Origin of the sequence: Streptomyces sp. NPDC048291, assembly GCF_043201715.1 — a bacterium.
Lineage (GTDB): Bacteria > Actinomycetota > Actinomycetes > Streptomycetales > Streptomycetaceae > Streptomyces.
The window spans coordinates 161,979-186,986 of sequence record NZ_JBICZC010000005.1 but is presented as its reverse complement, the minus strand read 5'-3'; the positions used below and the strand labels follow the sequence as shown (position 1 = coordinate 186,986).

Here is a 25,008-nt window from a genome sequence, read left to right as displayed (position 1 = left end):
CGGCGGGATCAGTCGGAGGTCACCGGGAGGACGTCCGGCGAGAGTGCGCCCGCGTGGGCGGAGGCGCTCGTCACGCGGCGGCGGTGGTGTCGTCGGCACAACACCTCGTAGCCGACCTCCGCCGCGGGGCTGCTCACGTCACCGACGACGACCTGCTCGCCCTCCACCACCATCTCGCCGCCCACCGTGCGGGCGTTGTGCGTGGCCCGCGCCCCGCACCAGCACATCGCCTCGACCTGGAGCGTCTCCAGGCGGTCCGCCAGCTCGATCAGCCGCCGCGAGCCGGGGAAGAGCTTGGTGCGGAAGTCGGTGGTGATGCCGAAGGAGAAGACGTCCAGGCCCAGGTCGTCCACGACCCGCGCCAGTTGGTCGATCTGCTCCGGCTCCAGGAACTGCGCCTCGTCCACGATCAGGTAGTCGACCCGGCCGCCCTGCGACACCCGGTCGACGACATGGGCGTACAGGTCCATGCCCGGTACCGCCTCGACCGCGTCGGTCACCAGCCCGAGCCGCGAGGAGAGCTTCCCCTCCCCCGCCCGGTCGTCCCGGGTGAAGATCAGCCCCTGCAGCCCCCGCGCCGACCGGTTGTGCGCGATCTGCAGCGCCAGCGTCGACTTCCCGCAGTCCATCGTTCCGGAGAAGAACACCAGCTCGGGCATGAGGAGTTGAGCACCTTTCGGCGGATCGTGGGGGCAGGGTGTCAGGAGCGTACTTCGAGCAGCGGCACGAGCTGCTCGGCGGGGGTCATCGAGCCGTGGTTGCCGACCATCGCGGACTCCTTGGGCTCCCGCTCGGAGGCGATGATCAGGACGTCGTCGTGCGCGGCCGCGACCACGTCGCCGATCCGGTCGTACACCCGCGCCTCGAAGCGGTCCGGCGGGCCGAACCAGCCGGCCGCGATCGCCTCGTCCCGGGAGGCCACCCAGAACTGCTCGCCGAGCACCTCGCGCCAGCAGGTCAGGACGTCGGTCGCGGCGCCGGGCACCGCGTAGACGTGCCGGGCCCGGCCCTCGCCGCCGAGCAGGGCGACGCCCGCCTTCAGCTCCCAGTCCTCGTCGAAGTCGATGCGGTGCTGTTCGTCGAACGGGATGTCGACCATTCCGTGGTCGGCGGTGACGTACAGCGCGCTGCGCGCCGGGAGCTGCTCGGCGAGCCGCTGCACGAGCCGGTCGACGTGCATGAGCTGGCCGCGCCAGGTGTCGGAGTCCACGCCGTAGCGGTGCCCGGCGCCGTCCAGTTCGGCGTAGTACGTGTAGACCAGGGCGCGGTCGGCGGCGGCGAGCTGCTCGGCCGCGAGGTCCATCCGCTCCTCGCCGGTCAGCCGTCCGTGAAACGTTCCGCCGCTGAGCGCGACCTTGGTGAGCGGGGTGTGCTCGAAGTGCGGGGAGGAGACCTGGGCCGCGTGCACGCCGGCGTCGTGGGCGAGCTGGAAGACGGTGGGGTACGGCTGCCAGGCGGCCGGGTCGGTCCAGGGCTGCCAGCGGAGCTGGTTCATCAGCTGCTGGGTCTGCGGGTTGCGGACCGTGTAGCCGGGCAGGCCGTGCGCGCCCGGGGGCAGGCCGGTGCCGACGGAGGCGAGGGAGGTCGCGGTGGTGGCCGGGTAGCCGGCCGTGAGCGGCCGTCCCGTGCCGCCGCGCGAGCTGCCGAGCAGCGAGGTGAGGAAGGGCGCCTCGTCCGGGTGGGCCTTGATCTGCTCCCAGCCGAGCCCGTCGATCAGGAAGACGCAGTTGCGGTCGGCGGGCGTCAGCTCCGTGATCGACGCGGTCGTCCCGGGTACGGCCATGCCTGCGGCCAGGGTGGGCAGCAGGTCGGCGAGGGAACCGCTGCCGTACTCGGGCAGCGGCGCGGAGTCGAGGGCGAGGGGTTCCGGATGGTCCCAGGCGGCGTACGCCATCAGCGGGTGACGTCCGCGGTCGCCTCGGAGATGGCCTGCGCGAAGACGAGCGCCTGGCGCACCGTCTCCGGGCCGTCCCCGGCCTCGCTCACCCGCAGGCTGAGGTCGTCCGCCGTGGAGTTGCCGGTGTAGCCGTGGTCGGCCTCGCAGTTGGGGTCGCCGCAGGCGGCGGGCTCCAGGTCGATCCGGGAGACGGCGCCCCAGCCGATGGTCAGCACGATCTCGCGGGGCAGGGTGCCCGGCGTGTACTGCTCCGGGTTGGCCACGACCCGGCTCACCACGACCGACGAGATCCGGCCGAGCTTGACCGACTCGGTGGAGGTGGTCGCGTACGGCGTCGGGGAGGTGCTGTCGGCGGCCTGCTCGTCGGTGTGGCTGACGATGAAGCGGTTGCCGGTGAGGACCAGCACGGTCACGTGCCGCCGCACCTCGTTCTGGTCGAACGTCGTCTCCTGGTGGACCAGGTACGACCGGATCGGCTCGCCGCCGATGGCGGCCTCCACCGCCTCGGCCACGAGGGCCGGGTAGTAGCCGCTGCGCTCGATCGCGACACGCAGCCCCTGGGTCGTCGTACTGGTCTTGGCCATGGCGTCCATCTTAATCCGTGGGCAAGGGGACCCGGGCCAGTCGTGCGCGGCCGCGTCCGGCGCCGCCGCCGCAGCACGCGGTCGCGTCGAACGCCGCCGGGGCGTGCGGGCGTTCGACGCGGGTGCTCGTCCCGGTCGGTGGGCGGGTCAGTAGGCGGGCAGGGTGCGGGGGCCCAGATCGTCGCGGACCGGCGGTGGCGCGAGACGCACGGTGGCCCCCAGGACGGTCACGCCCTGCCGGGCGACCACGACCGGCTCCAGGGTGACCGCGACGACCTCGGGATGGTCGTCGACCAGCCGGGAGACCCTGAGCAGCAGCTCCTCCAGGGCGGGCGTGTCTACGGGGGCGGAGCCGCGCCAGCCGAACAGCAGGGGCGCGGTCCGGATCGAACGCACCAGTGAGGTGGCGTCCCGGTCGGTGACCGGAACCAGCCGGTGCGCCATGTCCCCGAGCAGCTGCGAGGCGGCTCCGGCGAGCCCGAAGGACACCACGGCCCCGGCGGCCGGGTCGATCACGGCGCGTACGACGGTGTCGACACCCCGGGGCGCCATCCGCTGCACCACCGGCCGCAGCTCCTCGGGCGGCCCGTACAGCTCGCCCAACTCGTCGTACGCCCGCCGCAGTTGCTCCTCGTCCGCCAGGTCGAGGCGGACGCCGCCCAGGTCGGCGCGGTGGCGCAGGTGGGGGGCGGTGGCCTTGAGGGCGACGGGGTAGCCGAGGGCGCGGGCGGCGTCGACGGCGGCACCGGGGCTGGGGGCGGGCAGCGCGCGGTGCACGCCGATGCCGTACGTGCCGAGGAGCCGGCAGGTCTCCTCGACCCCGATGGTGAGCCCCTCACCGCGTTCGAGCAGCCCACCGATCAGCTCGGCGGCACCCCTCTCGTCGATGTCGTCGTACCCGGGCACCTTCCCGGGCTCGGCGGCCTCCCGCCGCCACTGCGCGTACTTCACCGCTTCGGCAAGCGCCCGAACGGCCCGCTCGGCGGCGGGGTAGGCGGGGATGAGACGGGAGTAGGGGTAGGCGCGGGACTTCGGGGCCGGGACTACCGCTTTTCCCTCGGTGGGCAGGCGTTCCGCAGGGCGGAACGGGTGGGCACCGCCACCAGTGCCGGGTGCCATGGCAGTCACGGTAGGCGCGGTACGGCCCGCAGCCGACAACGCCTCCGCCAGTCCCCCGAGCTCCACGTGCACCACCAGCACCGGCTTGCCCGGCATTTCCTCGGCCGCCGACCTGAGCGCCTCCGCCAGCTCCGCGTCCCCCACCGCCCCCTCCCCGATCGTCGGGATCGCCGTCACGACCACCGCGTCGCACGACTCGTCCGCCAGCACCTGCGACAGCGCCCGGTGGAAGTCCCCGGCCGTCGCCCGCGTGGTCAGGTCCAGCGGCCGGGCCGGGCGCAGCCCCTCCGCCAGGCACCGGTCGTACGTCAGCAGCCCGAGCGACTCCGAGTTGCCGAGGATCGCCACCCGCGGCCCGGCCGGCAGCGGCTGCCGGGCGAGCAGCAGCCCCGCGTCGACCAGCTCGGTGATCGTGTCGACGCGGATCACCCCGGCCTGCCTGAGCAGCGCGGACACCGTGGCGTGCGGCAGCCGCGTCGCCCGTACCGCGTGGCCCGGCGGCGCCCCCGCGCCCTGCACCACGACCAGCGGCTTCGCCGCCCCCGTCCGCCGCGCGAGGCGCGTGAACTTGCGCGGGTTGCCGATGGACTCCAGGTACATGAGGACGACGTCGGTCTCGGGGTCGTCGTACCAGTACTGGAGGACGTCGTTGCCGGAGACGTCCGCGCGGTTGCCGGACGACACGAAGGTGGAGACGCCCGTGGTGCCGGTGACGCCGCCGCCGCGCCGGTGCAGCCGGGAGAGCAGGGCGATGCCGATGGCGCCGGACTGGGCGAAGAGGCCGATGCGGCCGGGGCGGGGCATCTCGGGTGCGAGGGAGGCGTTCAGCCGGACGTCGTCGGCCGTGTTGATGATCCCGAAGGCGTTGGGGCCGATGATGCGCATGCCGTAGGTGCGGGCCTGCCGGACGAGCGCGCGCTGGCGCTCGCGGCCGTCGGGGCCGCTCTCCGCGTATCCGGCGGCGAGGACGACGAGTCCCTGGACGCCGTGTTCGCCGCACGCGGTGACGACCTCGGGGACGTGCTCGGCGGGTACGGCGACCACCGCGAGGTCGACGGGGCCGTCGATGTCGCGCACGGAGCGGTGCGCGGGCACCCCGTCGACCTCCTTGAGGTCGTCCGGGAAGGCCTGGTTCACGGCGTGCAGGCGGCCGGTGAACCCGGCCTCCCTGAGGTTGCCGAGGACGCTGCGGCCGACCCCGCCGGGGGTGCGGCCGACACCGATCACGGCCACCGAGCCGGGAGCGAGCAGCCGTCGTACCGAGCGGGCCTCCGCGCGCTGCTCGCGGGCGCGCTGCACGGCGAGGGAGCGGTCCGTGGGCTCCAGGTCGAACTCCAGGCGGACGACGCCGTCCTCGAAGCTGCGCTTCTGGGTGTAGCCGGCGTCCATGAACACCTTGATCATCTTGGTGTTGGCGGGCAGCACCTCGGCGGCGAAGCGGCGGATCCCGCGCTCTCGGGCGACGGCCGCGATGTGTTCGAGGAGGGCGGAGGCGACGCCCCGCCCCTGGTGGGCGTCCTGGACGAGGAAGGCGACCTCGGCCTCGTCGGCGGGCGCGGAGGCGGGCGTCCCGGCGGGGCCAATGCGGTCATAGCGTACGGTTGCGATGAACTCGCCGCCGATGGTGGCCGCGAGTCCCACCCTGTCCACAAAGTCGTGGTGCGTGAAGCGGTGGACGTCCTTGGCGGAGAGCCTGGGGTAGGGCGCGAAGAAGCGGTAGTACTTCGACTCGTCCGAGACCTGCTCGTAGAAGCTGACCAGGCGGTCGGCGTCATCAACGGTGATGGGCCGGATGCGCGCGGTACCCCCGTCGCGCAGCACCACGTCAGCCTCCCAGTGGGACGGGTACTCGTGCCGGTCCTTCGGGTCCGCCGGGGTCTGCATGGGCCCCAGAGTACGGCTCGCGTCCGGCAACGGCGCGAGGCAGTCTGTGGAGGACGGACGCCGGACCGAGGCCGCGGTCCGGCGACACATCCGGAGGGGGTTCCCGCCCGCTCCGGGGATGCTTCACGATATGGGAAACTGGTCTAGACAACCCTGAACACCGAAGGGCAGCATCACATGGCTGAGCGCCGCGTCAACGTCGGCTGGGCCGAGGGTCTCCACGCCCGCCCCGCTTCCATCTTCGTCCGGGCCGCCACGGCCGCAGGTATCCCCGTGACGATCGCCAAGGCCGACGGCAACCCCGTCAACGCGGCCTCCATGCTGGCTGTCCTGGGGCTGGGCGCCCAGGGCGGCGAGGAGATCGTCCTCGCCTCCGAGGCCGAGGGCGCGGACGTCGCTCTCGACCGCCTGGCCAAGCTGGTCGCCGAGGGCCTCGAGGAACTCCCCGAGACCGTCTGAGCGACCCGCGCCCGCACGTCCGGGGCCGCGCCACCCCCACGGGGGGCCGGCGCGGCCCCGCCGTTTCCCCGCCGCCCGTACCGGGCCCCGCGTCATGTGCCGTAATTCCATGACAGCCGCACATGACTTCCCGACCGGGCCGCGCACGACTTTACGACGGCCCGCCCTGCGGTTTGTGAAGACCCCGACGCCCGGCTTTACCGCGGGCACACGCGGGGAGCGCGACGGCGAATTCCAGACGCGCGCGAATTCGGGCAGCAAAAACACGCCCCGCCGAATAACACCTCTTTGTATACGGCGTGCGTGTTAATGCCGCAGGCCCGACATGTTTACGGGATGTTGCGAAGTCCTCACACCGTTCACCCGTTCGGTGGCGCCGGGAAATCGCAGCCGGTGGGAGACCGCCGAACGCTCGGTGTGCAGGGCCGTGATCGCCCGGGCGCGGTCGGCGTCGCCGCGCGCCACCGCGTCCACGATGGCGCCGTGCTCCGTCCAGGACTCCACGGGGTTGGCCGGCGTCTCCACGGTGTACATCCAGGCGATCTTGTGACGCAGCTGGGTGAGCGTCGAGGTCAGAGCATGGCTGCCGGAGGCCTGCGCAAGAGTCTCGTGGAACCAGCCGCCCAGGGAGCGCAGGTCCTCGCTGTTGCCCCGCCTGGCCCGCTCCTGACCCAGCCTGACCAGTCCGCGCAGCACCTTGAGGTGGGCCTCGGTGCGGCGCTGGGCGGCCCGGGAGGCGCCGAGCGGCTCCAGGAGCATGCGCATCTCCAGCAGGTCGGCGGCCTCCTGCTCGGTCGGTTCGGCCACGCACGCGCCCGCGTGCCGGCGGGTCAGCACGAAGCCCTCGGCCTCCAGGGTGCGCAGGGCCTCGCGGACGGGGACGCGCGAGACCCCGTAGCGGCGGGCCAGGAGTTCCTCGGTGAGCCGGCTGCCGCGCTCGTAGACACCCGCGACGATGTCGTCCCGGATCGCCGTGCATACCGAGTGCGCCGGAATACGCATGACCGACCTCCGCCTTAATCCCCGTGAAACGCCGCCGAGTGGCGTCCGTTCCGTGACTCTATTGCAATGGGCCGCAATTTCCGACGGGGGGCCGGAATCCAGGGATATATTTTGGACAGCGGGGGCACGAAAACGGCGAAAGCCCCGGCGTGGGGGGCCGGGGCTCCGGAAGATCTCACGGGTTGTTGTCGCACGGTGGTCGGGTCCGGGTGCGTGGGGGTTGCCCGCGCAGTTCCCCGCGCCCCTGAAAGGGGCGCTGCGCGTGACGCCCCTGAAAAAGGACGCGGGGAACTGCGCGACCAGCCACGGCGCACCCGCACCGGACGCACCGCACCGCCACGTCGGTCTCGGCGCCGGACCCGCGTCCAGCTCCCTCAGACGTTCACGCCGTGCTTGCGGAGGTAGGCGACCGGGTCGACGTCGGAGCCGTACTCGGGGGTCGTGCGGGCCTCGAAGTGGAGGTGGGGTCCGGTCGTGTTGCCGGTCGAGCCGGAGAGGCCGATCTGCTGGCCCGGGGTGACCTGCTGACCCACCGAGACGCCGATGGACGAGAGGTGGCCGTACTGGGTGTACATGCCGTCGGCCATCTTGATGACGATCTCGTTGCCGTACGCCCCGCCCCAGCCGGTGGAGACGACCGTGCCGGTGCCGACCGCGTGCACGGCCGTGCCGCTCGCGGCGTGGAAGTCGATGCCGGTGTGGGTGCCGGAGGACCACAGGGAGCCGCCGGTCTTGTAGCCGGTGGAGACGTAGGAGTCGCTGATCGGCGCGACGAAGGTGTTGAGGCGCTTGCGCTCGGCCGCCCGGGCGGCGCGTACCTCGGCCGCGCGCTCCGCCTTGGCCTGTTCCGCGGCCTTCTTGCGGGCGGCCTCCTCGGCCGCCTTGCGCTCGGCGACGGCCTTCTGGGCAGCGGCCTGGGCGTCGATCTGCTCGGCGACGGAGTCGCTGATCGTGATGACGGGGGTGAGGCCGGTCTGCTCGACGGAGTTCTCCGCGGCGAGCGCCGGGGCGGCGGAGACGGTGCTGATGACACCCGTGGTGGTGAGGGCCGCGATACCGGCGGCCTGCGCGGTGGTGCGCTTCACCCGGCCGGGACGACGGTGCTTCCCGGAGGCGCACATGAACGCCATGTAGAGGCTGGTCCTTTCCTTCCCTCTCGCCTACCGGGTTAGCTGACGGGTTCGGAGCAGGAAGGTCTCCTACGGGCCCCCTCGCGACACGCGCGGGCACCCGATTCACCCCAGGGACTGCGTGGGTCCCCGGCTCCCCTGGCTCGCGCCGTACGGGGACTCGGCGATGGCTGTCCGGTGCCGCGGACGCGGCGCGATGCCTGACGGACAGCCCGGAAGAACCTACGAGGGGCCGCCTTCAATGCTCAAACGGATCACTGCTTTTGTCGCGTATCCCACAGGGCAGACAGGCAACCTCTGCCCCAATTCGGACATTCCAGAGCCCTGGTGACCGGGTGGTCACCAGGGCTCCGCACACGCGCGTGCCGCTACTCGGCGGTGACGACCGTGACTTCGCCGATCCCGAGCGCCTCCACGGGCTCCTTGATCTGCGCCGCGTCCCCGACGAGGACGGTCACCAGGCGGTCCACCGGGAAGGCGTTCACGACCGCCGCGGTGGCCTCCACGGTGCCGGTGTTGGCGAGTTGACGGTAGAGCGTGGCCTGGAAGTCGTCGGGCAGGTACTGCTCGACCTGGTCGGCCAGGGTGCCCGCGACGGCCGCCGCCGTCTCGTACTTGAGCGGCGCCACCCCGACGAGGTTCTGCACGGCCACGTCACGCTCGGCGTCCGTGAGGCCCTCGGCGGCGAGTGTGCGCAGCACCGTCCACAGGTCGGTCAGGGCCGGGCCGGTGTTCGGGGTGTCCACGGAGCCGCTGATGGCGAGCATCGAGACGCCGGTGCCGTCGGGCGCGGACCGCAGGACCTGCCCGAAGGAACGGACGCCGTAGGTGTAGCCCTTCTCCTCGCGCAGGACGCGGTCCAGGCGGGAGGTGAGGGTGCCGCCCAGGCAGTAGGTGCCGAGTACCTGGGCGGGCCAGACGCGGTCGTGCCGGTCGGAGCCGACGCGGCCGATGAGCAGCTGGGTCTGGACGGCGCCGGGGCGGTCCACGATGACGACCCGGCCGGTGTCGTCCGCGGACACCGACGGGACCGGGCGGAGCTGCGCAGTGGAGCCGCGCCAGGCGCCCAGGGTCTCGCCGAGCAGCTCGTCCAGGTCGATGCCGGTCAGGTCGCCGACGACGACCGCAGTGGCCGTGGCGGGGCGCACGTGCCGGTCGTAGAAGGCGCGGACGGCGGCCGCGTCGATCTTCTCGACGGTGTCCTCGGTGCCCTGGCGCGGACGCGACATCCGCGCGCTGGACGGGAAGAGCTGCCGGTAGAGCTCCTTGGCGGCCCGGCGGCTCGGGTTGGCCAGCTCGTGCGGGATCTCGTCGAGGCGGTTGCGGACCAGCCGCTCGACCTCGCTCTCGGCGAACGCGGGGGCCCGGAGGGCGTCGGAGAGCAGCCCGAGGCCCTTGGCGAGCCGGGAGGCGGGGACCTCCAGGCTGACGCGGACGCCGGGGTGGTCGGCGTGCGCGTCGAGGGTGGCGCCGGCCCGCTCCAGCTCGGCGGCGTACTCCTCGGCGGCGTGCTTGTCGGTGCCCTCGGAGAGGGCGCGCGCCATGATGGTGGCGACGCCGTCCAGGCCGGCAGGTTCGGCGTCCAGGGGTGCGTCCAGGAGCACCTCGACGGCGACGACCTGCTGGCCGGGGCGGTGGCAGCGGAGCACGGTCAGGCCGTTGTCCAGGGTGGCGCGCTCGGGGGCCGGGAAGGCCCAGGGCTTTGCCTCGCCCGGCTGCGGCTGGGAGTGGAAGTCCATGGTGGCGAGCTCGGTCACTTGGCCGTCTCCTCGTCGTTGTCGCCGGCTTCGACCGTGGCCTCGGCCTCGGGGTCCTCGGGTACGTCGGCGTCCGCGACGGTCTCCGGGGACTTGGGTTCGTAGACGAGCACGGCGCGGTTGTCGGGGCGCAGGCGGGCCTTGGCGACCTCCTGGACCTCCTCCGAGGTGACCGTCAGGACCCGCTGGACGGCGGTCAGGGCGAGCTGCGGGTCGCCGAACAGGACGGCGAAACGGCACAGTTCGTCCGCGCGGCCCGCGACGGTGCCGAGCCGGTCCAGCCACTCGCGCTCCAACTGGGCCTGGGCGCGCTCCATCTCCTCGGGCGTCGGGCCCTCTTCGGCGAACCGGGCGAGCTCCTCGTCGATGGCGGCCTCGATGACCGGCACCTCGACGTCGCCTGAGGTCTTCACGTCCAGCCACCCCAGCGACGGCGCCCCGGCGAGCCGCAGCAGGCCGAAGCCGGCCGCGACGGCCGTACGGTCGCGCCGGACCAGGCGGTTGTAGAGGCGGGAGGACTCGCCGCCGCCGAGGACGGTGAGGGCCAGGTCGGCCGCGTCGGAGACGCGCGTGCCGTCCTCCGGGAGCCGGTAGGCGGCCATCAGCGCCCGCGCGGGGACCTCCTCGACGACGACCTCACGCAGCTGTTCGCCCATGATCTCGGGCAGCGAGCCGTCGCGCGGGGTGGGCTTGCCGTCGTGCGCCGGGATGGAACCGAAGTACTTCTCGACCCAGGCGAGGGTCTGCTCCGGGTCGATGTCGCCGACCACGGAGAGCACCGCGTTGTTCGGCGCGTAGTAGGTGCGGAAGAACGCGCGCGCGTCCTCCAGGGTGGCCGCGTCCAGGTCGGCCATCGAGCCGATCGGCGTGTGGTGGTAGGGGTGGCCCTCCGGGTAGGCGAGCGCGGTGAGCTTCTCGAAGGCGGTGCCGTAGGGCACGTTGTCGTAGCGCTGGCGGCGCTCGTTCTTGACGACGTCCCGCTGGTTCTCCATCGACTCGTCGTCCAGGGCGGCGAGCAGCGAGCCCATGCGGTCGGCCTCCAGCCAGAGCGCGAGCTCCAGCTGGTGGGTGGGCATGGTCTCGAAGTAGTTGGTGCGCTCGAAGCTCGTGGTGCCGTTGAGCGAGCCGCCGGCGCCCTGGACCAGCTCGAAGTGGCCGTTGCCCTTCACCTGGGCGGAGCCCTGGAACATCAGGTGCTCGAAAAGGTGAGCCAGGCCGGTACGGCCCTTGACTTCGTGCCGGGAACCGACGTCGTACCAGAGGCAGACCGCCGCGACCGGGGTCAGGTGGTCCTCGGAGAGCACCACGCGCAGACCGTTGGCCAAGCGGTGCTCGGTCGCTGCCAGGCCCCCGGAGCCTGTCTCGGCCGTGGTCGTGTGACCCATGGGCATGTACGTCCCTTCGCTCGCGGAAGCGGTCCCGAACCGCGGTTTTCCTGCCGGTCCTGCCACTGTATGCAAGCGTGCGGGGGCCGGGCGAAGTTCCCGCACGACGTACGCCCACAGCGGATCGCGCGGGTGGATCGCGTAGCCTGCGTCCGACCCGCCTCGAATGTCTCCGGGCCGCGCTCCGGGCGGCTTCCGGGCACCGGGGCGGGCCGCGGAGACCGGGTCCTGGCCCGGGTTGTCAGTGCCGCGGTCCACAATGGTCCGCGTCAGATCCCGTTCACGCATGAGCAAGGAGCCGGCAGCGATGGCCCGCCGCAGCACGAAGACCCCGCCGCCCGACGACTCGTTCGAGGAGAGGATCCTCGACATCGACGTCGTGGACGAGATGCGCGGCTCCTACCTCGAGTACGCGTACTCGGTCATCTACTCGCGCGCCCTGCCGGACGCCCGCGACGGCCTGAAGCCGGTGCACCGCCGGATCGTCTACCAGATGAACGAGATGGGTGTGCGCCCCGACCGCGCCTACGTGAAGTGCGCGCGTGTCGTCGGCGAGGTGATGGGCAAGCTGCACCCGCACGGCGACTCGTCGATCTACGACGCGCTGGTGCGCATGGCCCAGCCGTTCTCGATGCGCGTCCCGCTGGTCGACGGCCACGGCAACTTCGGCTCGCTGGGCAACGACGACCCGCCGGCCGCCATGCGGTACACCGAGTGCCGGATGGCCGAGGCGACCAGCCTGATGACCGAGTCGATCGACGAGGACACGGTCGACTTCGCGCCCAACTACGACGGCCAGGAGCAGGAGCCGGTGGCCCTGCCCGCCGCCTTCCCGAACCTCCTGGTCAACGGCTCCTCCGGAATCGCCGTCGGCATGGCGACCAACATGCCCCCGCACAACCTCGGCGAGGTGATCTCGGCCGCCCGCCACCTGATCCGCTACCCGAACGCGGACCTGGACACGCTGATGAAGCACGTGCCCGGCCCCGACCTGCCCACCGGCGGCCGGATCGTCGGCCTGGAGGGCGTCCGGGACGCGTACGAGACGGGCCGCGGCACCTTCAAGATCCGGGCCACGGTGGCGGTGGAGACGGTGACGGCCCGCCGCAAGGGCCTGGTCATCACCGAACTGCCCTTCACGGTCGGCCCCGAGAAGGTCATCGCCAAGATCAAGGACCTGGTCAACGCGAAGAAGCTGCAGGGCATCGCCGACGTCAAGGACCTCACCGACCGCGAGCACGGACTGCGCCTGGTCATCGAGATCAAGAACGGCTTCGTGCCGGAGGCGGTCCTGGAGCAGCTCTACAAGCTGACGCCGATGGAGGAGTCCTTCGGCATCAACAACGTGGCCCTGGTGGACGGCCAGCCGCTCACCCTGGGTCTCAAGGAGCTCCTGGAGGTCTACCTCGACCACCGCTTCGACGTGGTCCGCCGGCGCAGCGAGTTCCGCCGCAGCAAGCGCCGTGACCGGCTGCACCTGGTGGAGGGTCTGATCACGGCCCTCGTCGACATCGACGAGGTCATCCGGCTGATCCGCTCCAGCGAGAACAGCGCGGACGCCAAGCAGCGTCTGATGGAGCGCTTCTCGCTGTCGGAGATCCAGACGCAGTACATCCTGGACACGCCCCTGCGCCGCCTGACCAAGTACGACCGCATCGAGCTGGAGTCGGAGAAGGAGAAGCTCACCGCGGAGATCGCCGAGCTGACCCGGATCCTGGACTCGGACGCGGAGCTGCGCAAGCTGGTCTCGGCGGAACTGGCCGCGGTGGCCAAGAAGTTCGGCACCGAGCGGCGCACCGTCCTGCTGGAGGCCTCGGGCGCCCCGGCGGCCGTGGTGGAGCTCCAGGTGGCCGACGACCCGTGCCGGGTGCTGCTGTCCTCGACGGGCCTGCTGGCCCGCACGATGAACGGCGAGCCGTTCGCGGAGGACACCGACGGCAAGCGCGCCAAGCACGACGTCATCGTCTCGGCGGTCCCCGCGACCGCGCGTGGTGAGGTCGGCGCGGTCACCTCGACGGGCCGCCTGCTGCGGGTCAACGTCGTCGACCTCCCCCAGCTCCCCGACACGGCGGCCGCCCCGAGCCTCGCCGGCGGCGCCCCCCTCTCCGAGTTCCTGTCGCTGCAGGACGGCGAGACGGCGGTCTGCCTGACCACCCTGGACGAGTCCTCGCCGGGTCTCGCGCTCGGCACCGAGCAGGGCGTGGTCAAGCGCGTGGTCCCCGACTACCCGTCCAACAAGGACGAGTTGGAGGTCATCACCCTCAAGGAGGGCGACCGGATCGTCGGCGCGATGGAGCTGCGCACCGGCGAGGAGGACCTGGTCTTCATCACGGACGACGCGCAGTTGCTGCGCTACCAGGCCTCCCAGGTGCGTCCGCAGGGCCGGCCGGCGGGCGGTATGGCGGGCGTCAAGCTCACCGAGGGCGCGAAGGTCATCTCCTTCACGGCGGTCGACCCGGCGGCCGACGCGGTGGTCTTCACGGTGGCCGGCTCACGCGGCACCCTCGACGACTCGGTGCAGACGACGGCCAAGCTGACCCCGTTCGACCAGTACCCGCGCAAGGGCCGGGCCACCGGCGGAGTGCGCTGCCAGCGGTTCCTGAAGGGCGAGGACTGCCTGTCCTTCGCCTGGGCGGGCCCGGTCCCGGCGAAGGCGGCCCAGAAGAACGGCACCCCGGTCGACCTCCCGGAGATCGACCCGCGCCGCGACGGCTCCGGCGTGTCGCTGGCGAAGACGGTGTCGGTGGTGGCGGGCCCGATCTAGGCCTCGTACCTGTCGTACCCGCCGCTGTCGGGGCCCTCCGCGAGGCCCTGGACATAGCGCAGGACGCCCCACATGCCGTGCTCGTCGGCGTGTGGGGCGTCGTTCGTGCACGCCTCCAACTCCTTGCGGAGCGCGGTCGCGTCGATGCCGGAGCCGATCAGCACGAGCTGCGTGAGCCGTTCCTCGCCGTGCGCCCAGGCCTCCGGGTAGAACCGCAGGAACCGCCCCACGGCATGCACGGCGTACCGGTTGCCCGGGTCGTACGGCCCGAAGTCGACGTATCCCTTGATCCGGTAGAGCCCCTCGGGACGGCTGTCGAGGAAGGCCATCAGCCGACGGGGGTCGAGGGGCGGCGCGGAGGCGAAGGACAGGCTGTCGTAGGCGGTGTGCAGATGCCCGTCGTGCACGCGGTCGCCGTCGCCGCTGTCGCTGCTGTGGTCGTGGTGGTCGTGCAGGTCGTGGAGGTCGTGGAGGTCGTCGAAGGACAGCTGTCCGATGCGTTCCTCGCCGGGCCGGCAGTCGAACAGGAACTCGGGGTCGATGCGACCGTAGGTGGCCGGTACGACGGCGGCGGCCGGGTCGGTGAGCGACCGGACGAGCCCGAGGACACGCTCGCCGCCCTGTTCGGCACGGTCGAGTTTGTTGACGACGACCAGGTCGGCGAGGGCGAGGTGCCGGTCGATCTCGGGGTGCTTGGCACGCGTGTCGTCGAACTCGGCGGCGTCGACGACCTCGACGAGTCCGCCGTAGACGATGCCGGGATGCTCGCTGGCGAGCAGCATCCGGACGAGTTCCTGGGGTTCGGCGAGGCCGCTGGCCTCGATGACGACGACGTCGACGCCGGTGCCGGGGTTGGCGAGGCGCTCCAGGTAGACGTCCAGTTCACTGGCGTCGACGGCGCAGCACAGGCACCCGTTGCCGAGCGAGACGGTCGAGTCGCCGAGGGCTCCGGCCACCGCCATGGCGTCGATCTCGATGGCCCCGAAGTCGTTGACGATCGCCCCGATCCGGCTGCCTCCGCTGCGGTGCAGCAGGTGGTTGAGGAGCGTGGTCTTCCCGGACCCCAGGAATCCGGCGAGGACGACCACCGGGATCTGCCGGGAGGTGGGGCGGTGCTCCAAGGGGGGCCTCTTTCGCGCGGGCGGGGATGGCGGGCCGGTCCAGGATAGGAAATCCCACCGGACCGGACACCGCGCCCCGTTCCGGTCCGGCTACCCGGTGACGGCGCCGGCCACCTCCGGCTTCGGCCCCACGTAGCGTGCCACCGGCCGGATGATCTTCGAGTCCGTCGCCTGTTCGAGGATGTTGGCGCTCCAGCCGATCGCGCGGGCCGCCGCGAACGTGGGGGTGAACATCTCCCGGGGCAGGCCGCACAGTTCCATGACCACGCCCGCGTAGAACTCGACGTTGGTGTGGAGTTCGCGACCGGGCTTCAGCTCGGCGAGGATCCGCTCGACGTGGCGTTCGACCTCCACGGCGAACTCGACGCGGGGGCCGCCGAAGTCCTGCGCGATCTCGCGGAGCATGCGGGACCGGGGGTCCTCCGTGCGGTAGACGGCATGGCCGAAGCCCATCACGCGGTCACCGGCGAGGACCCGTTCACGGATCCACGGGTCGATCCTGTCGGGTGTCCCGATCGCGTCCAGGGTGTCCAGCGCACGGCTGGGCGCACCCCCGTGCAGCGGCCCGGACAGGGCGCCGACGGCTCCCACGAGGCAGGCCGCGACATCCGCGCCGGTCGACGCGATGACGCGTGCGGTGAACGTTGACGCGTTGAATCCGTGGTCAATGGTTGAGATCAGGTATTGCTCGACCGCACGCGCCCGCCGCGGATCCGGTTCCGCGCCCGTCAACATGTAGAGGTAGTTGGCCGCGTACGACAGGTCCTCGCGCGGCTCGACCGGTTCGAGCCCCTGCCCCAGCCGGTACAGCGAGGTGAGCAGCGTCGGTACGGCCGCGCAGGCGGCGACCGTGTCGGCCCGGCGCCGGTCCGCGTCGATGTCGTACACCGGCCGGAACCCCTTGGCCGCGCCGAGCAGCGAGAGGGCGGTGCGCAGGCCGGCCAGCGGGCCGGAGGTGCGGCTCGCCGCGGCCACCGCGGGCAGGGCCGTCCGGACCTCGGCGGGCAGACGCCGCAGCGCGGCGGTCTCGGCGGCGAAGGCGGCCGCGCGCCCCGGGTCCGGCAGCCGACCGTGGATCAGGAGGTGCCAGACGTCCTCGAAGCCACGGGTGCGGGCGAGTTCGACCGCCGAGTACTGGCGGTAGTGGTAGAAGCCCTCGCTCCCCCGGACGTCACCGACCTCGGTGTCCGTGACGACGACGCCGGCGAGCCCGCGCGGCACCTCGACAAGGGCCGACGCGCTCCTGTTGACGGTCATGACCTGCCTCCGTTTTCCTCCCTGAAGATGATTTGACTATCCATGATTGATTGCATCCCTGTCCATATTGATTGGATCAATATGGTGATGAGATCAATATGGACAGGGTGCGCTCACTGGTTGCTGAACGCCGAGTCGAACGACGCCTTGGGCAGTGGCCACAGGGCGGCGCGGATCCGGCCTACGGCCTCGGCCGCGCCGTGCAGCCGGTCCATGCCCGCGTCCTCCCACTCCACCGAGACGGGGCCGTCGTAGCCGATGGCGGCCAGGGCGCGGAAGGCGTCCTCCCAGGGCATGTCGCCGTGGCCGACGGAGACGAAGTCCCAACGCCTGCGCGGGTCGCCCCAGGGCAGGTGGGAGCCAAGGATCCCGGCGCGTCCGGACGGGGGCCGCAGGCGGGTGTCCTTGCAGTCGACGTGGTAGATGCGGTCGGCGAAGTCCGTGATGAAGCCGACGGGGTCGACGCCCTGCCAGATCATGTGCGAGGGGTCCCAGTTGAAGCCGAAGGCCGGGCGGCGGCCGATCGCTTCGAGGGTGCGCTCGCTCGTCCAGTAGTCGTAGGCGATCTCGGACGGGTGGACCTCGTGGGCGAAGCGCACGCCCTCGGCGTCGAAGACGTCGAGGATCGGGTTCCAGCGGCGCGCGAAGTCCTCGTACCCGTCGTCGATCACCGCCTGGGAGACCGGCGGGAACATCGCCACGTACTTCCAGATCTTCGATCCGGTGAACCCGACGACGGTGTCGGCGCCGAGCCTGCGGGCGACGCGGGCGGCGCGCTTCATGTCCTCGGCCGCGCGCTGCCGGACGCCCTCGGGGTCGCCGTCGCCCCAGATCTCCGGGCGCAGGATCGCCTGGTGGCGGAAGTCGATCGGGTCGTCGCACACCGCCTGGCCGCCGAGGTGGTGGGAGATCGCCCAGACCTTCAGCCCGTGGCGCTCCAGGATCGCCTGCCGGTGCGGCAGGTAGTCGGGGTCGGCCTCGGCGCGGGCCAGGTCCAGATGGTCGCCCGAGGCCGCGATCTCCAGGCCGTCGTACCCCCACTCGCTCGCCAGCCGGGCCACCTCCTCGAACGGCAGATCCGCCCACTGACCGGTGAAGAGGGTGACCGGCTGCCGGGCCGGTTCCGGGATCTGTGCCTGGCTCTGGTTCATGCGCGACCTCCTTGGCGTTCCCGTCACTTTAGCTTACGGTGATCAAAAGTTGACCTTGCGGGAGTAGCAGCTCTCCGCTTTTTCGATCTGTTCACGCGTTAGCTCCTGGGAGAGAAGAGGTGCGCGTCATGCGCGTCGGTGTCATCGGTACCGGCTTCATGGGGGCCGTGCACACCCGGTCCGCGCTCGTGGCCGGCGGCGACGTGGTGGGCGTGGTCGGGTCGACGCCCGAGAAGGGCCGTCGCGCCGCCGCGGAGTTCCGGGCCGGCCGGGGCTTCGACTCGGCCGAGGACCTGCTGCGGCACGGGGTGGACGTACTGCACGTGTGCACGCCCAACGCCACGCACGCCCGCCTCTGCCGTGCCGCCCTCGCCGCCGGCGTGCCGGTCGTCTGCGAGAAGCCGCTGGCCACCGACGCCGCGACCGCACGGGAACTCACCGAACTGGCGGCGGAGCGCGGGCTGGTCACCGCCGTGCCCTTCGTGTACCGGTACTACGCGTCCGTGCGGGAGGCACGGACGCGGATCCGGCGGCCGGGACACCGGCCGCCCTGGCTGATCCACGGCAGCTATCTGCAGGACTGGCTGGCCGACAGCGCGGCGACCAACTGGCGGGTCGACCCGGCGGACGGCGGCGCCACGCGCGCGTTCGGGGACATCGGGGTCCACTGGTGCGATCTCGCCGAGTTCGTGACCGGGCAGCGGATCACCCGGGTGAGCGCCTCCTTCGCCCGCGCGGTCCCGGCCCGGCCTGCCGCGGACGGCACCCCGCGCCCGGTCGAGACCGAGGACGGTGCGGTCGTCCTCCTCGAAACCGACGCGGGCGCGATCGGATCGGTGGTGGTCAGCCAGGTCTCGGCCGGGTACAAGAACGCGCTGTCGTTCTCCTTCGACGGGCCGGACGCCAGTTACGCGTTCCGCCAGGAGACCCCCGAGTCGCTGTGGATCGGCGGCCGGAACGCCAACGAGGTGCTGCTGCGCGACCCGAACCGGGCCGGGGCCCCCACCGGCCGGGCGGCCGCTCTGCCGTCCGGGCATCCGCAGGGCTACTACGAGGCATTCGCCGACTTCGTGGCCGACGCCTACGCGGCGATCCGCGGCGAACACGTCACCGGGCTGCCGTCCTTCGCCGACGGACTGCGCGCGGCGGAACTCGCCCAGGCGGTCGTCGACTCGGCGCGCGGCGGCGGCTGGGTCGACGTTCCCGCGGTGGCGAAGGGGTTGGCGGAGGAGCGCGGCCGAGCCGCTACCGGGCGCCCGCCAGCGGCACGTCCAGGGGAGGCGGCCCGGTGAGGTCGGCGGTGCGCGCGCGGATCCCGCGCGGGCTGCCGCGGCGGAGCCACCGGTCGAGCAGGTCCGGTTGCAGCAGCTCGTCGACGGCCAGGGTCGCCGCTCCGACGACCCCCTCGGCGCGGCCGAGGTCGACCCGGGCGATGACGAGTTCGTCGGTGGCCAGCGGCAGGGAGCGCCTGGCCACGACCGCGGCGACGGGGTCCCGGAACACGGCACCGGCCTGCGCCAGCACACCGGCGAGGTAGACCGTCGAGGGGTTGAAGACGCTGACGAGCGTCGCCAGTTGACCGCCGACCAGCTCGCCCGCCCTGGTGACCAGTTCGGTGCTGACCCGGTCGCCCGCCCGGCAGCCGTCGAGCACGTCGGTGACGGCCAGCGGCGCGTCCCGGCGCTCCAGCCGTTCCAGGCGCTCGGCCAGGAAGGCGCTGCGCCCCTCCAGGGCCGCGGCGCGGGCGTCACGGGTGAGGGCCCAGCCGCCCGCGAACGCTTCGAGGCACCCGAACTTGCCGCACCGGCACCGGTGCCGGGACTCCTCGGCGACGATGGTGTGCCCGAGGTCGCCGGCCGCGCCGCGCGCTCCCCGGTGCAGCCGGCCCCTGGACATCAGGCCCAGGCCGATCCCGGTGCTCGCCTTGACCAGCAGGAGGTTGTCGCCCGCGGTCGCCCGGGTCCGGCTCCAGGCGCCGAGCGCCATCAGGTTGGCGTCGTTGTCGACCCAGGCCGGCACGTCGTAGTGGGCTTCGAGCCGGTCCCGGAGCGGGAAGCCGTGCCAGCCGGCCATGATGGGCGGCCGTACCGGCGTCCCGCGCGCGAAGTCGACCGGTCCGGGGACGCCCACGCACACCCCCCACAGGCGTTCCCGCAGCTCCGGACCGAGCAGCTGTCCCGCCGTCCGGACCAGCGTGGCCAGGGACGCCTCGGGACCCGACTCGATGTCCCACGGCACCCGCCGGTCGGCGAGCAGGGTCCCGTCGAGGTCGGTCACCGCGGCGTGCAGGTGCGTGGCGCCGAACACCGCGCCGAGGACGGCACCGCGGCCGGACGCGATCCGCAGAATGCGGGAGGGTCGTCCGCCGGTGGAGGGGGCGGGCTCGCCCTCGGCCACCAGGCCGACCCGGATCGCGTGGTCCACCCGCTGCGTGATGATCGTCCGGCCCAGCCCGGTCTGCCGGCCGAGGTCGGGCCTGGTCACGGCCCCTCCGCTCCTGATCAGCCCCAGGACCAGGGAGAGCGTACGGGTGTGGTCGGTCATGCAGTGAGCTTATGGTCCCGGCGACCGCCGTCGTCACCGGCGACGGGGCCGAGAGGCCTCCACGGCGCAACACGGCCTCGGTCAACCTCCATCTGCCTCCATCAGTCTCCATCGGCCTCGATCTGTCTCCATCGGCCTCGATCTGTCTCCATCGGTCTCGATCAACATTGATCGAGTCAATCCATGCCGAAGCGGCTACGGTGACGCCCATGCGCGATCAACACCCCGCTCCCGGCAGTCCCGCGCGGCGGCTGAGCACCAGGGAGACCGCCGAGCTGCTCGGCGTGAAGCCCGAGACCGTGTACGCCTATGTGAGCCGGGGTCAGCTCAGCAGCAGACGCGAGCCCGGGGGCCGTGCCAGCACCTTCGACGCCGGGGAGGTGGCGGCGCTCGCCCGGCGCAACAGGCGGGAGGCCGCAGGGAGTCCGGGCTCCGGCGGTGATCTGTCGGTGCGTACCCGGATCACGCTGATCGACGAGGACCGGTACTTCTTCCGGGGCGTCGACGCCACCGAGCTCGCCGCGCGCCACTCGTACGAGGAGGTGGCCGAATGGCTGTGGACGGGGCGCATGACCCGGGGCATGACCTTCAGCGCCCCGGAGGCCACCGTCGCGGCCGCCCGCCGGGCCGTCGACGCGCTGCCCGAGCACACCTCACCCACGGACCGGCTGCGGGTCGCGACGATCGCCGCTGCGGCCGAGGACCCGTTGCGCTTCGACCTGTCCGAGGAGTCCGTCCTGGGCGCCGCGCGCGTGCTGATCCCCACGCTCGTCGCCGCGCTCCCGGTGCAGCACCGGCGGGGGCACGACGACGGCCCGCTGGCCCGTCGCCTGTGGCGCCGGCTGGCCGGCACCGACCCAGGTGACGCCGAACTGCGCGTCATGGACACCGCGCTCGCGCTGCTCGTCGACCACGACCTGGCCGCCTCCACCCTCGCCGTCCGGGTCGCCGCCTCCGCCCGCGCGCACGCGTACGCGGCCGTGTCGGCGGGGCTCGGCGTGCTCGAAGGCCCCCTGCACGGCGCCTCCAGCGGACTCGCCCACCGGTTGCTGCTCGACGTCCTCGACCAGGGCACCGCCGTCACGGTGATCGCGGACGAGCTCCGCGCGGGCCGCCGCATCCCCGGCCTCGGCCACCGCCTCTACCAGGGCGAGGACCCACGCGCGCGTGCGCTGTTCGCGCTGCTGGAGGACGTTCCCCGCGCGGAGCCCGCCCTGCTCGCGGCCCGGGACATCGTCGCCACGACCGCCCGGCACGCCCCGCTGCACGCCAACGTCGACCTGGCGCTCGCCGTGTTCACGGCCTCCTGCGGCATGCCGGCCACCGCGGGCGAGACGATCTTCGCCGTCGCCCGGACGGCGGGCTGGATCGCCCACGCCCTGGAGGAGTACGGCGAACGCCCGCTGCGCATGCGGCCCAGCGGTCACTACGTCGGCCCCAAACCACCGCAGCCCCTGCCGGAATAGCCCCTTCGGCGACCCCGCCGGAATCCCGAACGGGCGAGGCCGGAAGTCACCCGGGGGAAAGTCAGGTTAGGCTCACCTCTGTGAGTAGGTGCGCAACCGTCTCCCGGCTGCTCGACGAGCCCGTTTCGGGTACCGCCGCCACCGCGACGACGTGGCTGCTGCTGGAACAACCCGGCCCGTGGGGTCCCAAGGCGCTCACTTCGAGCCACCTGGACCCCGCGCTGGGCCGCGCCCTGGAGTCGGCCGCCCAGGGGACCGGCGTACGGATCGCGCTCATCCGCCGCCCCGGCCGTCACGCCGACCCCGGCACCCCCGCCGTACGCCAGGTGTACGTCGCGCACACCGTCCCGGGGAACGTCTGGCTGCACAGCGCCACCACCCGCGATCCGGCCCGCCTGCTCGACCTCGACTTCACCGCCCTCGGCGCGGGCGACCACCGTTCGTTCGGCGCGGCCCTCGGCGGCCGGCCGCACCCGGGCAGCCCGCTCGCGCTCGTCTGTACCAACGGCAGGCGGGACCGCTGCTGCGCCCTGCTGGGCCGCCCGCTCGCCGCCGAGCTGGTCGCGTCCGGCGCGACGGGCACCTGGGAGGTCACCCATCTGGGTGGTCATCGCTTCTCGCCGACGGTGCTCGTCCTGCCGTACGGCTACGCGTACGGCCGCGCCGAGGCACACGCCGTCAAGGAGGTCCTGCACGGCATCCACGAGGGCCGTGTGGTGCTGGACGGGTGCCGCGGCTGCTCCGCCTGGGAACGCCCCGGCCAGGCGGCCGAACTGGCTGTGCGCGAGGCGGCGGACGAGTACGCGGCGGGTGTGCTGAGCGTCGTACGGACCGAGGGCGCGGCCCCGCGCTGGGAGGTCACCGTCGCCCACGCCGACGGCCGCCGCTGGCGGGTGTGCGTGGCCCAGGGCGCCTCGCTGCCGCCGCGCCCGGAGAGCTGCGGGGCGTCGGTACTGGGGTCGCCGGCCCGGATGGACGTGGTGTCGGTACGCGAGCTGCGCGCGACGACGGCGCTGGCGAGCTGACCCGGACTTTCCCAAGAACTGGTCAAGAGATCCACGCCACACCCTCTTAAGCACGGCGTACCCGCGCACGTACCGTCGTGGGTATGAGCCCCACACCCCCCGTGCGCCGTCTGCGCCCCCGGCTGCCCCGGAAGGTGTTCTCCCAGGTCCTGCTGATGCAGCTGGCCATCGCCGCCGGGGTCGCGGTACTCGCGACCGGGCTCTTCCTCGCCCCGCTGAGCAAGCAGCTGGACCAGGAGGCGATGCGCAGGGCGCTGGCGATCGCCGAGACCACGGCCCAGGACCCGGAGATCGCCGAGGGGGTGCTGACCACCCCGCCGACCGTGAACGGACCGGTGCAGCAGGAGGCGGAGCGGATCCGGAAGGCCACCCATGCCGAGTACATCGTCGTGATGGACCTGCGGGGATTCCGCTGGTCGCACCCCACGCTCTCGGAAGTCGGCCAGCATGTCTCGACCAGTCCGAAGGAGGCACTGGAGGGCAAGGAGGTCATGCAGATCGACGACGGCACCCTGGGCCGCTCCGCGCGCGGCAAGGTGCCGCTGTACGACTCGAAGCACCGGATCATCGGGGCGGTCTCGGTCGGCATCGCCTACGACAGCGTGCGGGCGCGGCTGCTCAGTACGATCCCCGGGCTGTTCGCCTATGCAGGCGGTGCCCTCGCGGTCGGCGCGCTGGCCGCCTGGCTGATCTCCCGGAGGGTCCAGCGGCAGACCCGCGACCTGGCCTTCTCCGACATCTCGGCGCTGCTCGCGGAGCGCGAGGCGATGCTGCACGGCATCCGCGAGGGAGTCGTCGCCCTCGACCGCGGCGGCCGTATCCGGCTCCTGAACGACGAGGCGAGACGACTCCTGGGCATCGGTGACGAGGCCGTCGGCCGCTCCCCCGACGAGGCGCTCGGCGCGGGCCGTACGACCGACGTCCTGGCCGGCCGGGTCACCGGCACCGACCTGCTCACCGTGCGCGGCCAGCGGGTCCTCGTCGCCAACCGGATGCCCACCGACGACGGCGGTGCGGTCGCCACCCTGCGCGACCGCACCGAACTGGAGCAGCTCGGCCGCGAACTCGACTCCACGCGCGGCCTGATCGACGCCCTGCGCGCCCAGGACCACGAGCACGCCAACCGCATGCACACCCTGCTCGGGCTGCTGGAGCTGGAGATGTTCGACGACGCCGTGGAGTTCGTCGGCGAGGTGGTCGGCGACCACCGGGTCACCGCCGAGCAGGTCACGGAGAAGATCCAGGACCCGCTGCTGGCCGCGCTGCTGGTCGGCAAGGCGACCGTCGCGGCGGAGCGCGGGGTCGCCCTGTGGGTGTCGGACCGCACCTGGCTCCCGGACCGGCTGATCGACCCGCGGGGACTGGTCACGGTCGTGGGCAACCTGGTGGACAACGCACTGGACGCGGTCGCCGGTACGCCGCACGCGCGCGTGGAGGTCGAGTTGTGCGCGCAGGGCCGCGCGGTCGTGCTCAGGGTGTGCGACACGGGGCCCGGGATCCCGGCGGCACAGCGGGAGCTGGTCTTCACGGAAGGCTGGTCCACCAAGAAGCCGCCCGCGCACGGCAAGCGCGGCATCGGGCTCTCCCTGGTGCGCCGGCTCGCCGAACGGCAGGGCGGCAGCGCGACCGTGGGCGAACCGGAGGGCGGGGGCGCGCAGTTCACGATCGTGCTGCCCGAGGCGCTGACCGAGCCGGAACCGGCGCCGGAACCGGGGCCCGCGCTGGAGCCGGCGCTGGAGCCGGAACCGGCACTCGCCCCGGCCGAGGAGGAGATCCGATGATCGAGGTCCTGGTCGTGGACGACGACACCCGGGTCGCCCGGGTCAACGCCGCCTACGTCGACAAGGTGCCCGGCTTCCATGTGGCCGGGGCCGCGCACAACGCGGCCGAGGCCCTGCACCAGTTGGAGACCCTGCCGCGCCTCGACCTCGTCCTGATGGACCACTACCTCCCCGACGACACGGGTCTCGCGGTGGTCCAGGAGATGCGCAGACGCGGCCACCAGACCGACGTGATCATGGTGACGGCGGCCCGGGACGTGTCGACCGTCCAGGCGGCCATGCGCCACGGCGCCCTGCAGTACCTGGTCAAGCCGTTCGCGTTCGCGGGGTTGCGCGCCAAGCTGGAGGCCTACGCGCAGTTGCGGCGCACCCTGGACGGCGGCGGCGAAGCCGAACAGGCCGAGGTGGACCGCATCTTCGGCGCCCTGTCCGCGCCGTCCGAACCGGGGCTGCCCAAGGGGCACTCCCCCACGACGGCCGAGCTGGTGCGCCAGTCCCTGATGAGCGCCGAGGGCCCGCTGTCGGCCCAGGAGATCGCCGAGCGGACGGGGGTGAGCCGCCAGACCGCCCAGCGCTATCTGAAGCTCCTGGAGCGCACCGGACGGGCCCGGCTGACCCTCAAGTACGGCGACGCGGGCCGCCCCGAACACCGTTACGTGTGGGCGACCCGCGGCTGAGGCGT

At 72.5% G+C, this 25,008-nt stretch carries 19 protein-coding genes and 1 riboswitch; of the genes, 7 read left to right on the top strand and 12 right to left on the bottom strand.

Annotated elements, in window-relative coordinates:
* Positions 1–8 precede the first annotated feature (8 nt).
* The 4 genes from ACGF5O_RS14735 to ACGF5O_RS14720 form a co-directional block, all read right to left on the bottom strand.
* Entirely contained in the window at positions 9–659 is a 651-nt protein-coding gene (locus ACGF5O_RS14735; protein WP_351499019.1) for a thymidine kinase, read from the bottom strand.
* Positions 660–700: 41 nt separating this feature from the next.
* A complete protein-coding gene (locus tag ACGF5O_RS14730; protein ID WP_393810258.1) occupies positions 701–1,894 on the bottom strand; it encodes an alkaline phosphatase family protein in 1,194 nt (397 codons plus the stop codon).
* A complete protein-coding gene (locus ACGF5O_RS14725; RefSeq protein WP_089104457.1) occupies positions 1,894–2,481 on the bottom strand; it encodes a DUF5998 family protein in 588 nt (195 codons plus the stop codon). Before ACGF5O_RS14725 ends, ACGF5O_RS14730 begins: the two co-directional genes overlap by 1 nt.
* A 147-nt stretch (positions 2,482–2,628) precedes the next feature.
* Positions 2,629–5,484: a GNAT family N-acetyltransferase gene (locus tag ACGF5O_RS14720; protein WP_393810257.1), complete on the bottom strand. Its 2,856-nt coding sequence runs from the start codon at positions 5,482–5,484 to the stop codon at positions 2,629–2,631.
* Positions 5,485–5,661: 177 nt separating this feature from the next.
* Here ACGF5O_RS14720 and ACGF5O_RS14715 point away from each other — a divergent pair, with 177 nt between their 5' ends.
* Entirely contained in the window at positions 5,662–5,943 is a 282-nt protein-coding gene (locus tag ACGF5O_RS14715) for an HPr family phosphocarrier protein (protein ID WP_079659035.1), read from the top strand.
* 306 nt (positions 5,944–6,249) lie between these two features.
* Here ACGF5O_RS14715 and ACGF5O_RS14710 read toward each other — a convergent pair whose 3' ends face one another.
* The 4 genes from ACGF5O_RS14710 to ACGF5O_RS14695 form a co-directional block, all read right to left on the bottom strand.
* Positions 6,250–6,945, bottom strand: coding sequence for a GntR family transcriptional regulator (locus ACGF5O_RS14710; RefSeq protein ID WP_393810256.1), 696 nt, complete (start codon positions 6,943–6,945; stop codon positions 6,250–6,252).
* A gap of 374 nt (positions 6,946–7,319) precedes the next feature.
* Positions 7,320–8,075, bottom strand: coding sequence for a M23 family metallopeptidase (locus ACGF5O_RS14705; RefSeq protein WP_393810255.1), 756 nt, complete (start codon positions 8,073–8,075; stop codon positions 7,320–7,322).
* A gap of 12 nt (positions 8,076–8,087) precedes the next feature.
* A riboswitch (cyclic di-AMP (ydaO/yuaA leader) is annotated at positions 8,088–8,251 on the bottom strand.
* A gap of 192 nt (positions 8,252–8,443) precedes the next feature.
* Entirely contained in the window at positions 8,444–9,832 is a 1,389-nt protein-coding gene (locus ACGF5O_RS14700; RefSeq protein WP_393810254.1) for a M16 family metallopeptidase, read from the bottom strand.
* A complete protein-coding gene (locus ACGF5O_RS14695; RefSeq protein ID WP_393810253.1) occupies positions 9,829–11,223 on the bottom strand; it encodes a M16 family metallopeptidase in 1,395 nt (464 codons plus the stop codon). The genes ACGF5O_RS14700 and ACGF5O_RS14695 overlap by 4 nt, the downstream gene beginning before the upstream one ends.
* 301 nt (positions 11,224–11,524) lie before the next feature.
* Here ACGF5O_RS14695 and ACGF5O_RS14690 point away from each other — a divergent pair, with 301 nt between their 5' ends.
* Positions 11,525–13,981: a DNA topoisomerase (ATP-hydrolyzing) subunit A gene (locus ACGF5O_RS14690; RefSeq protein ID WP_393810614.1), complete on the top strand. Its 2,457-nt coding sequence runs from the start codon at positions 11,525–11,527 to the stop codon at positions 13,979–13,981.
* Here the strand turns inward: ACGF5O_RS14690 and ACGF5O_RS14685 are convergent.
* The 3 genes from ACGF5O_RS14685 to ACGF5O_RS14675 all read right to left on the bottom strand — a co-directional run bounded on the left by ACGF5O_RS14685 (position 13,978) and on the right by ACGF5O_RS14675 (position 17,510).
* Positions 13,978–15,102, bottom strand: coding sequence for a CobW family GTP-binding protein (locus ACGF5O_RS14685; protein WP_393810252.1), 1,125 nt, complete (start codon positions 15,100–15,102; stop codon positions 13,978–13,980). The two genes, ACGF5O_RS14690 and ACGF5O_RS14685, sit on opposite strands and share 4 nt — an antisense overlap.
* A gap of 90 nt (positions 15,103–15,192) precedes the next feature.
* On the bottom strand, positions 15,193–16,359 hold the full coding sequence (locus ACGF5O_RS14680; protein WP_393810251.1) for a citrate synthase: 1,167 nt from the start codon (positions 16,357–16,359) through the stop codon (positions 15,193–15,195).
* A 113-nt stretch (positions 16,360–16,472) separates the two neighbouring features.
* Positions 16,473–17,510, bottom strand: a complete 1,038-nt coding sequence (locus tag ACGF5O_RS14675; RefSeq protein ID WP_393810250.1) for a sugar phosphate isomerase/epimerase family protein — start codon at positions 17,508–17,510, stop codon at positions 16,473–16,475.
* A gap of 128 nt (positions 17,511–17,638) precedes the next feature.
* On the opposite strand from ACGF5O_RS14675, the gene ACGF5O_RS14670 reads away from it, so the two are divergent.
* Positions 17,639–18,802 (top strand): Gfo/Idh/MocA family protein, encoded by a 1,164-nt coding sequence (locus tag ACGF5O_RS14670; protein WP_393810249.1) that lies wholly within the window; start codon positions 17,639–17,641, stop codon positions 18,800–18,802.
* Here ACGF5O_RS14670 and ACGF5O_RS14665 read toward each other — a convergent pair.
* Positions 18,756–20,054 (bottom strand): ROK family protein, encoded by a 1,299-nt coding sequence (locus ACGF5O_RS14665; protein ID WP_393810248.1) that lies wholly within the window; start codon positions 20,052–20,054, stop codon positions 18,756–18,758. The genes ACGF5O_RS14670 and ACGF5O_RS14665 overlap by 47 nt on opposite strands.
* A gap of 209 nt (positions 20,055–20,263) precedes the next feature.
* On the opposite strand from ACGF5O_RS14665, the gene ACGF5O_RS14660 reads away from it, so the two are divergent.
* The 4 genes from ACGF5O_RS14660 (at position 20,264) to ACGF5O_RS14645 (ending at position 25,003) form a co-directional block, all read left to right on the top strand.
* Positions 20,264–21,520 (top strand): citrate/2-methylcitrate synthase, encoded by a 1,257-nt coding sequence (locus ACGF5O_RS14660; RefSeq protein ID WP_393810247.1) that lies wholly within the window; start codon positions 20,264–20,266, stop codon positions 21,518–21,520.
* An 80-nt stretch (positions 21,521–21,600) separates the two neighbouring features.
* Positions 21,601–22,545 carry a sucrase ferredoxin gene (locus tag ACGF5O_RS14655; protein ID WP_393810246.1) on the top strand — a complete coding sequence of 315 codons (945 nt, stop codon included), beginning with the start codon at positions 21,601–21,603 and terminating at the stop codon, positions 22,543–22,545.
* Positions 22,546–22,628: 83 nt separating this feature from the next.
* Positions 22,629–24,326: an ATP-binding protein gene (locus ACGF5O_RS14650; RefSeq protein WP_393810245.1), complete on the top strand. Its 1,698-nt coding sequence runs from the start codon at positions 22,629–22,631 to the stop codon at positions 24,324–24,326.
* The gene (locus ACGF5O_RS14645; RefSeq protein WP_393810244.1) at positions 24,323–25,003 is read left to right on the top strand and encodes a response regulator; all 681 of its coding nucleotides are present in this window, start codon (positions 24,323–24,325) and stop codon (positions 25,001–25,003) included. Before ACGF5O_RS14650 ends, ACGF5O_RS14645 begins: the two co-directional genes overlap by 4 nt.
* Positions 25,004–25,008 lie beyond the last annotated feature (5 nt).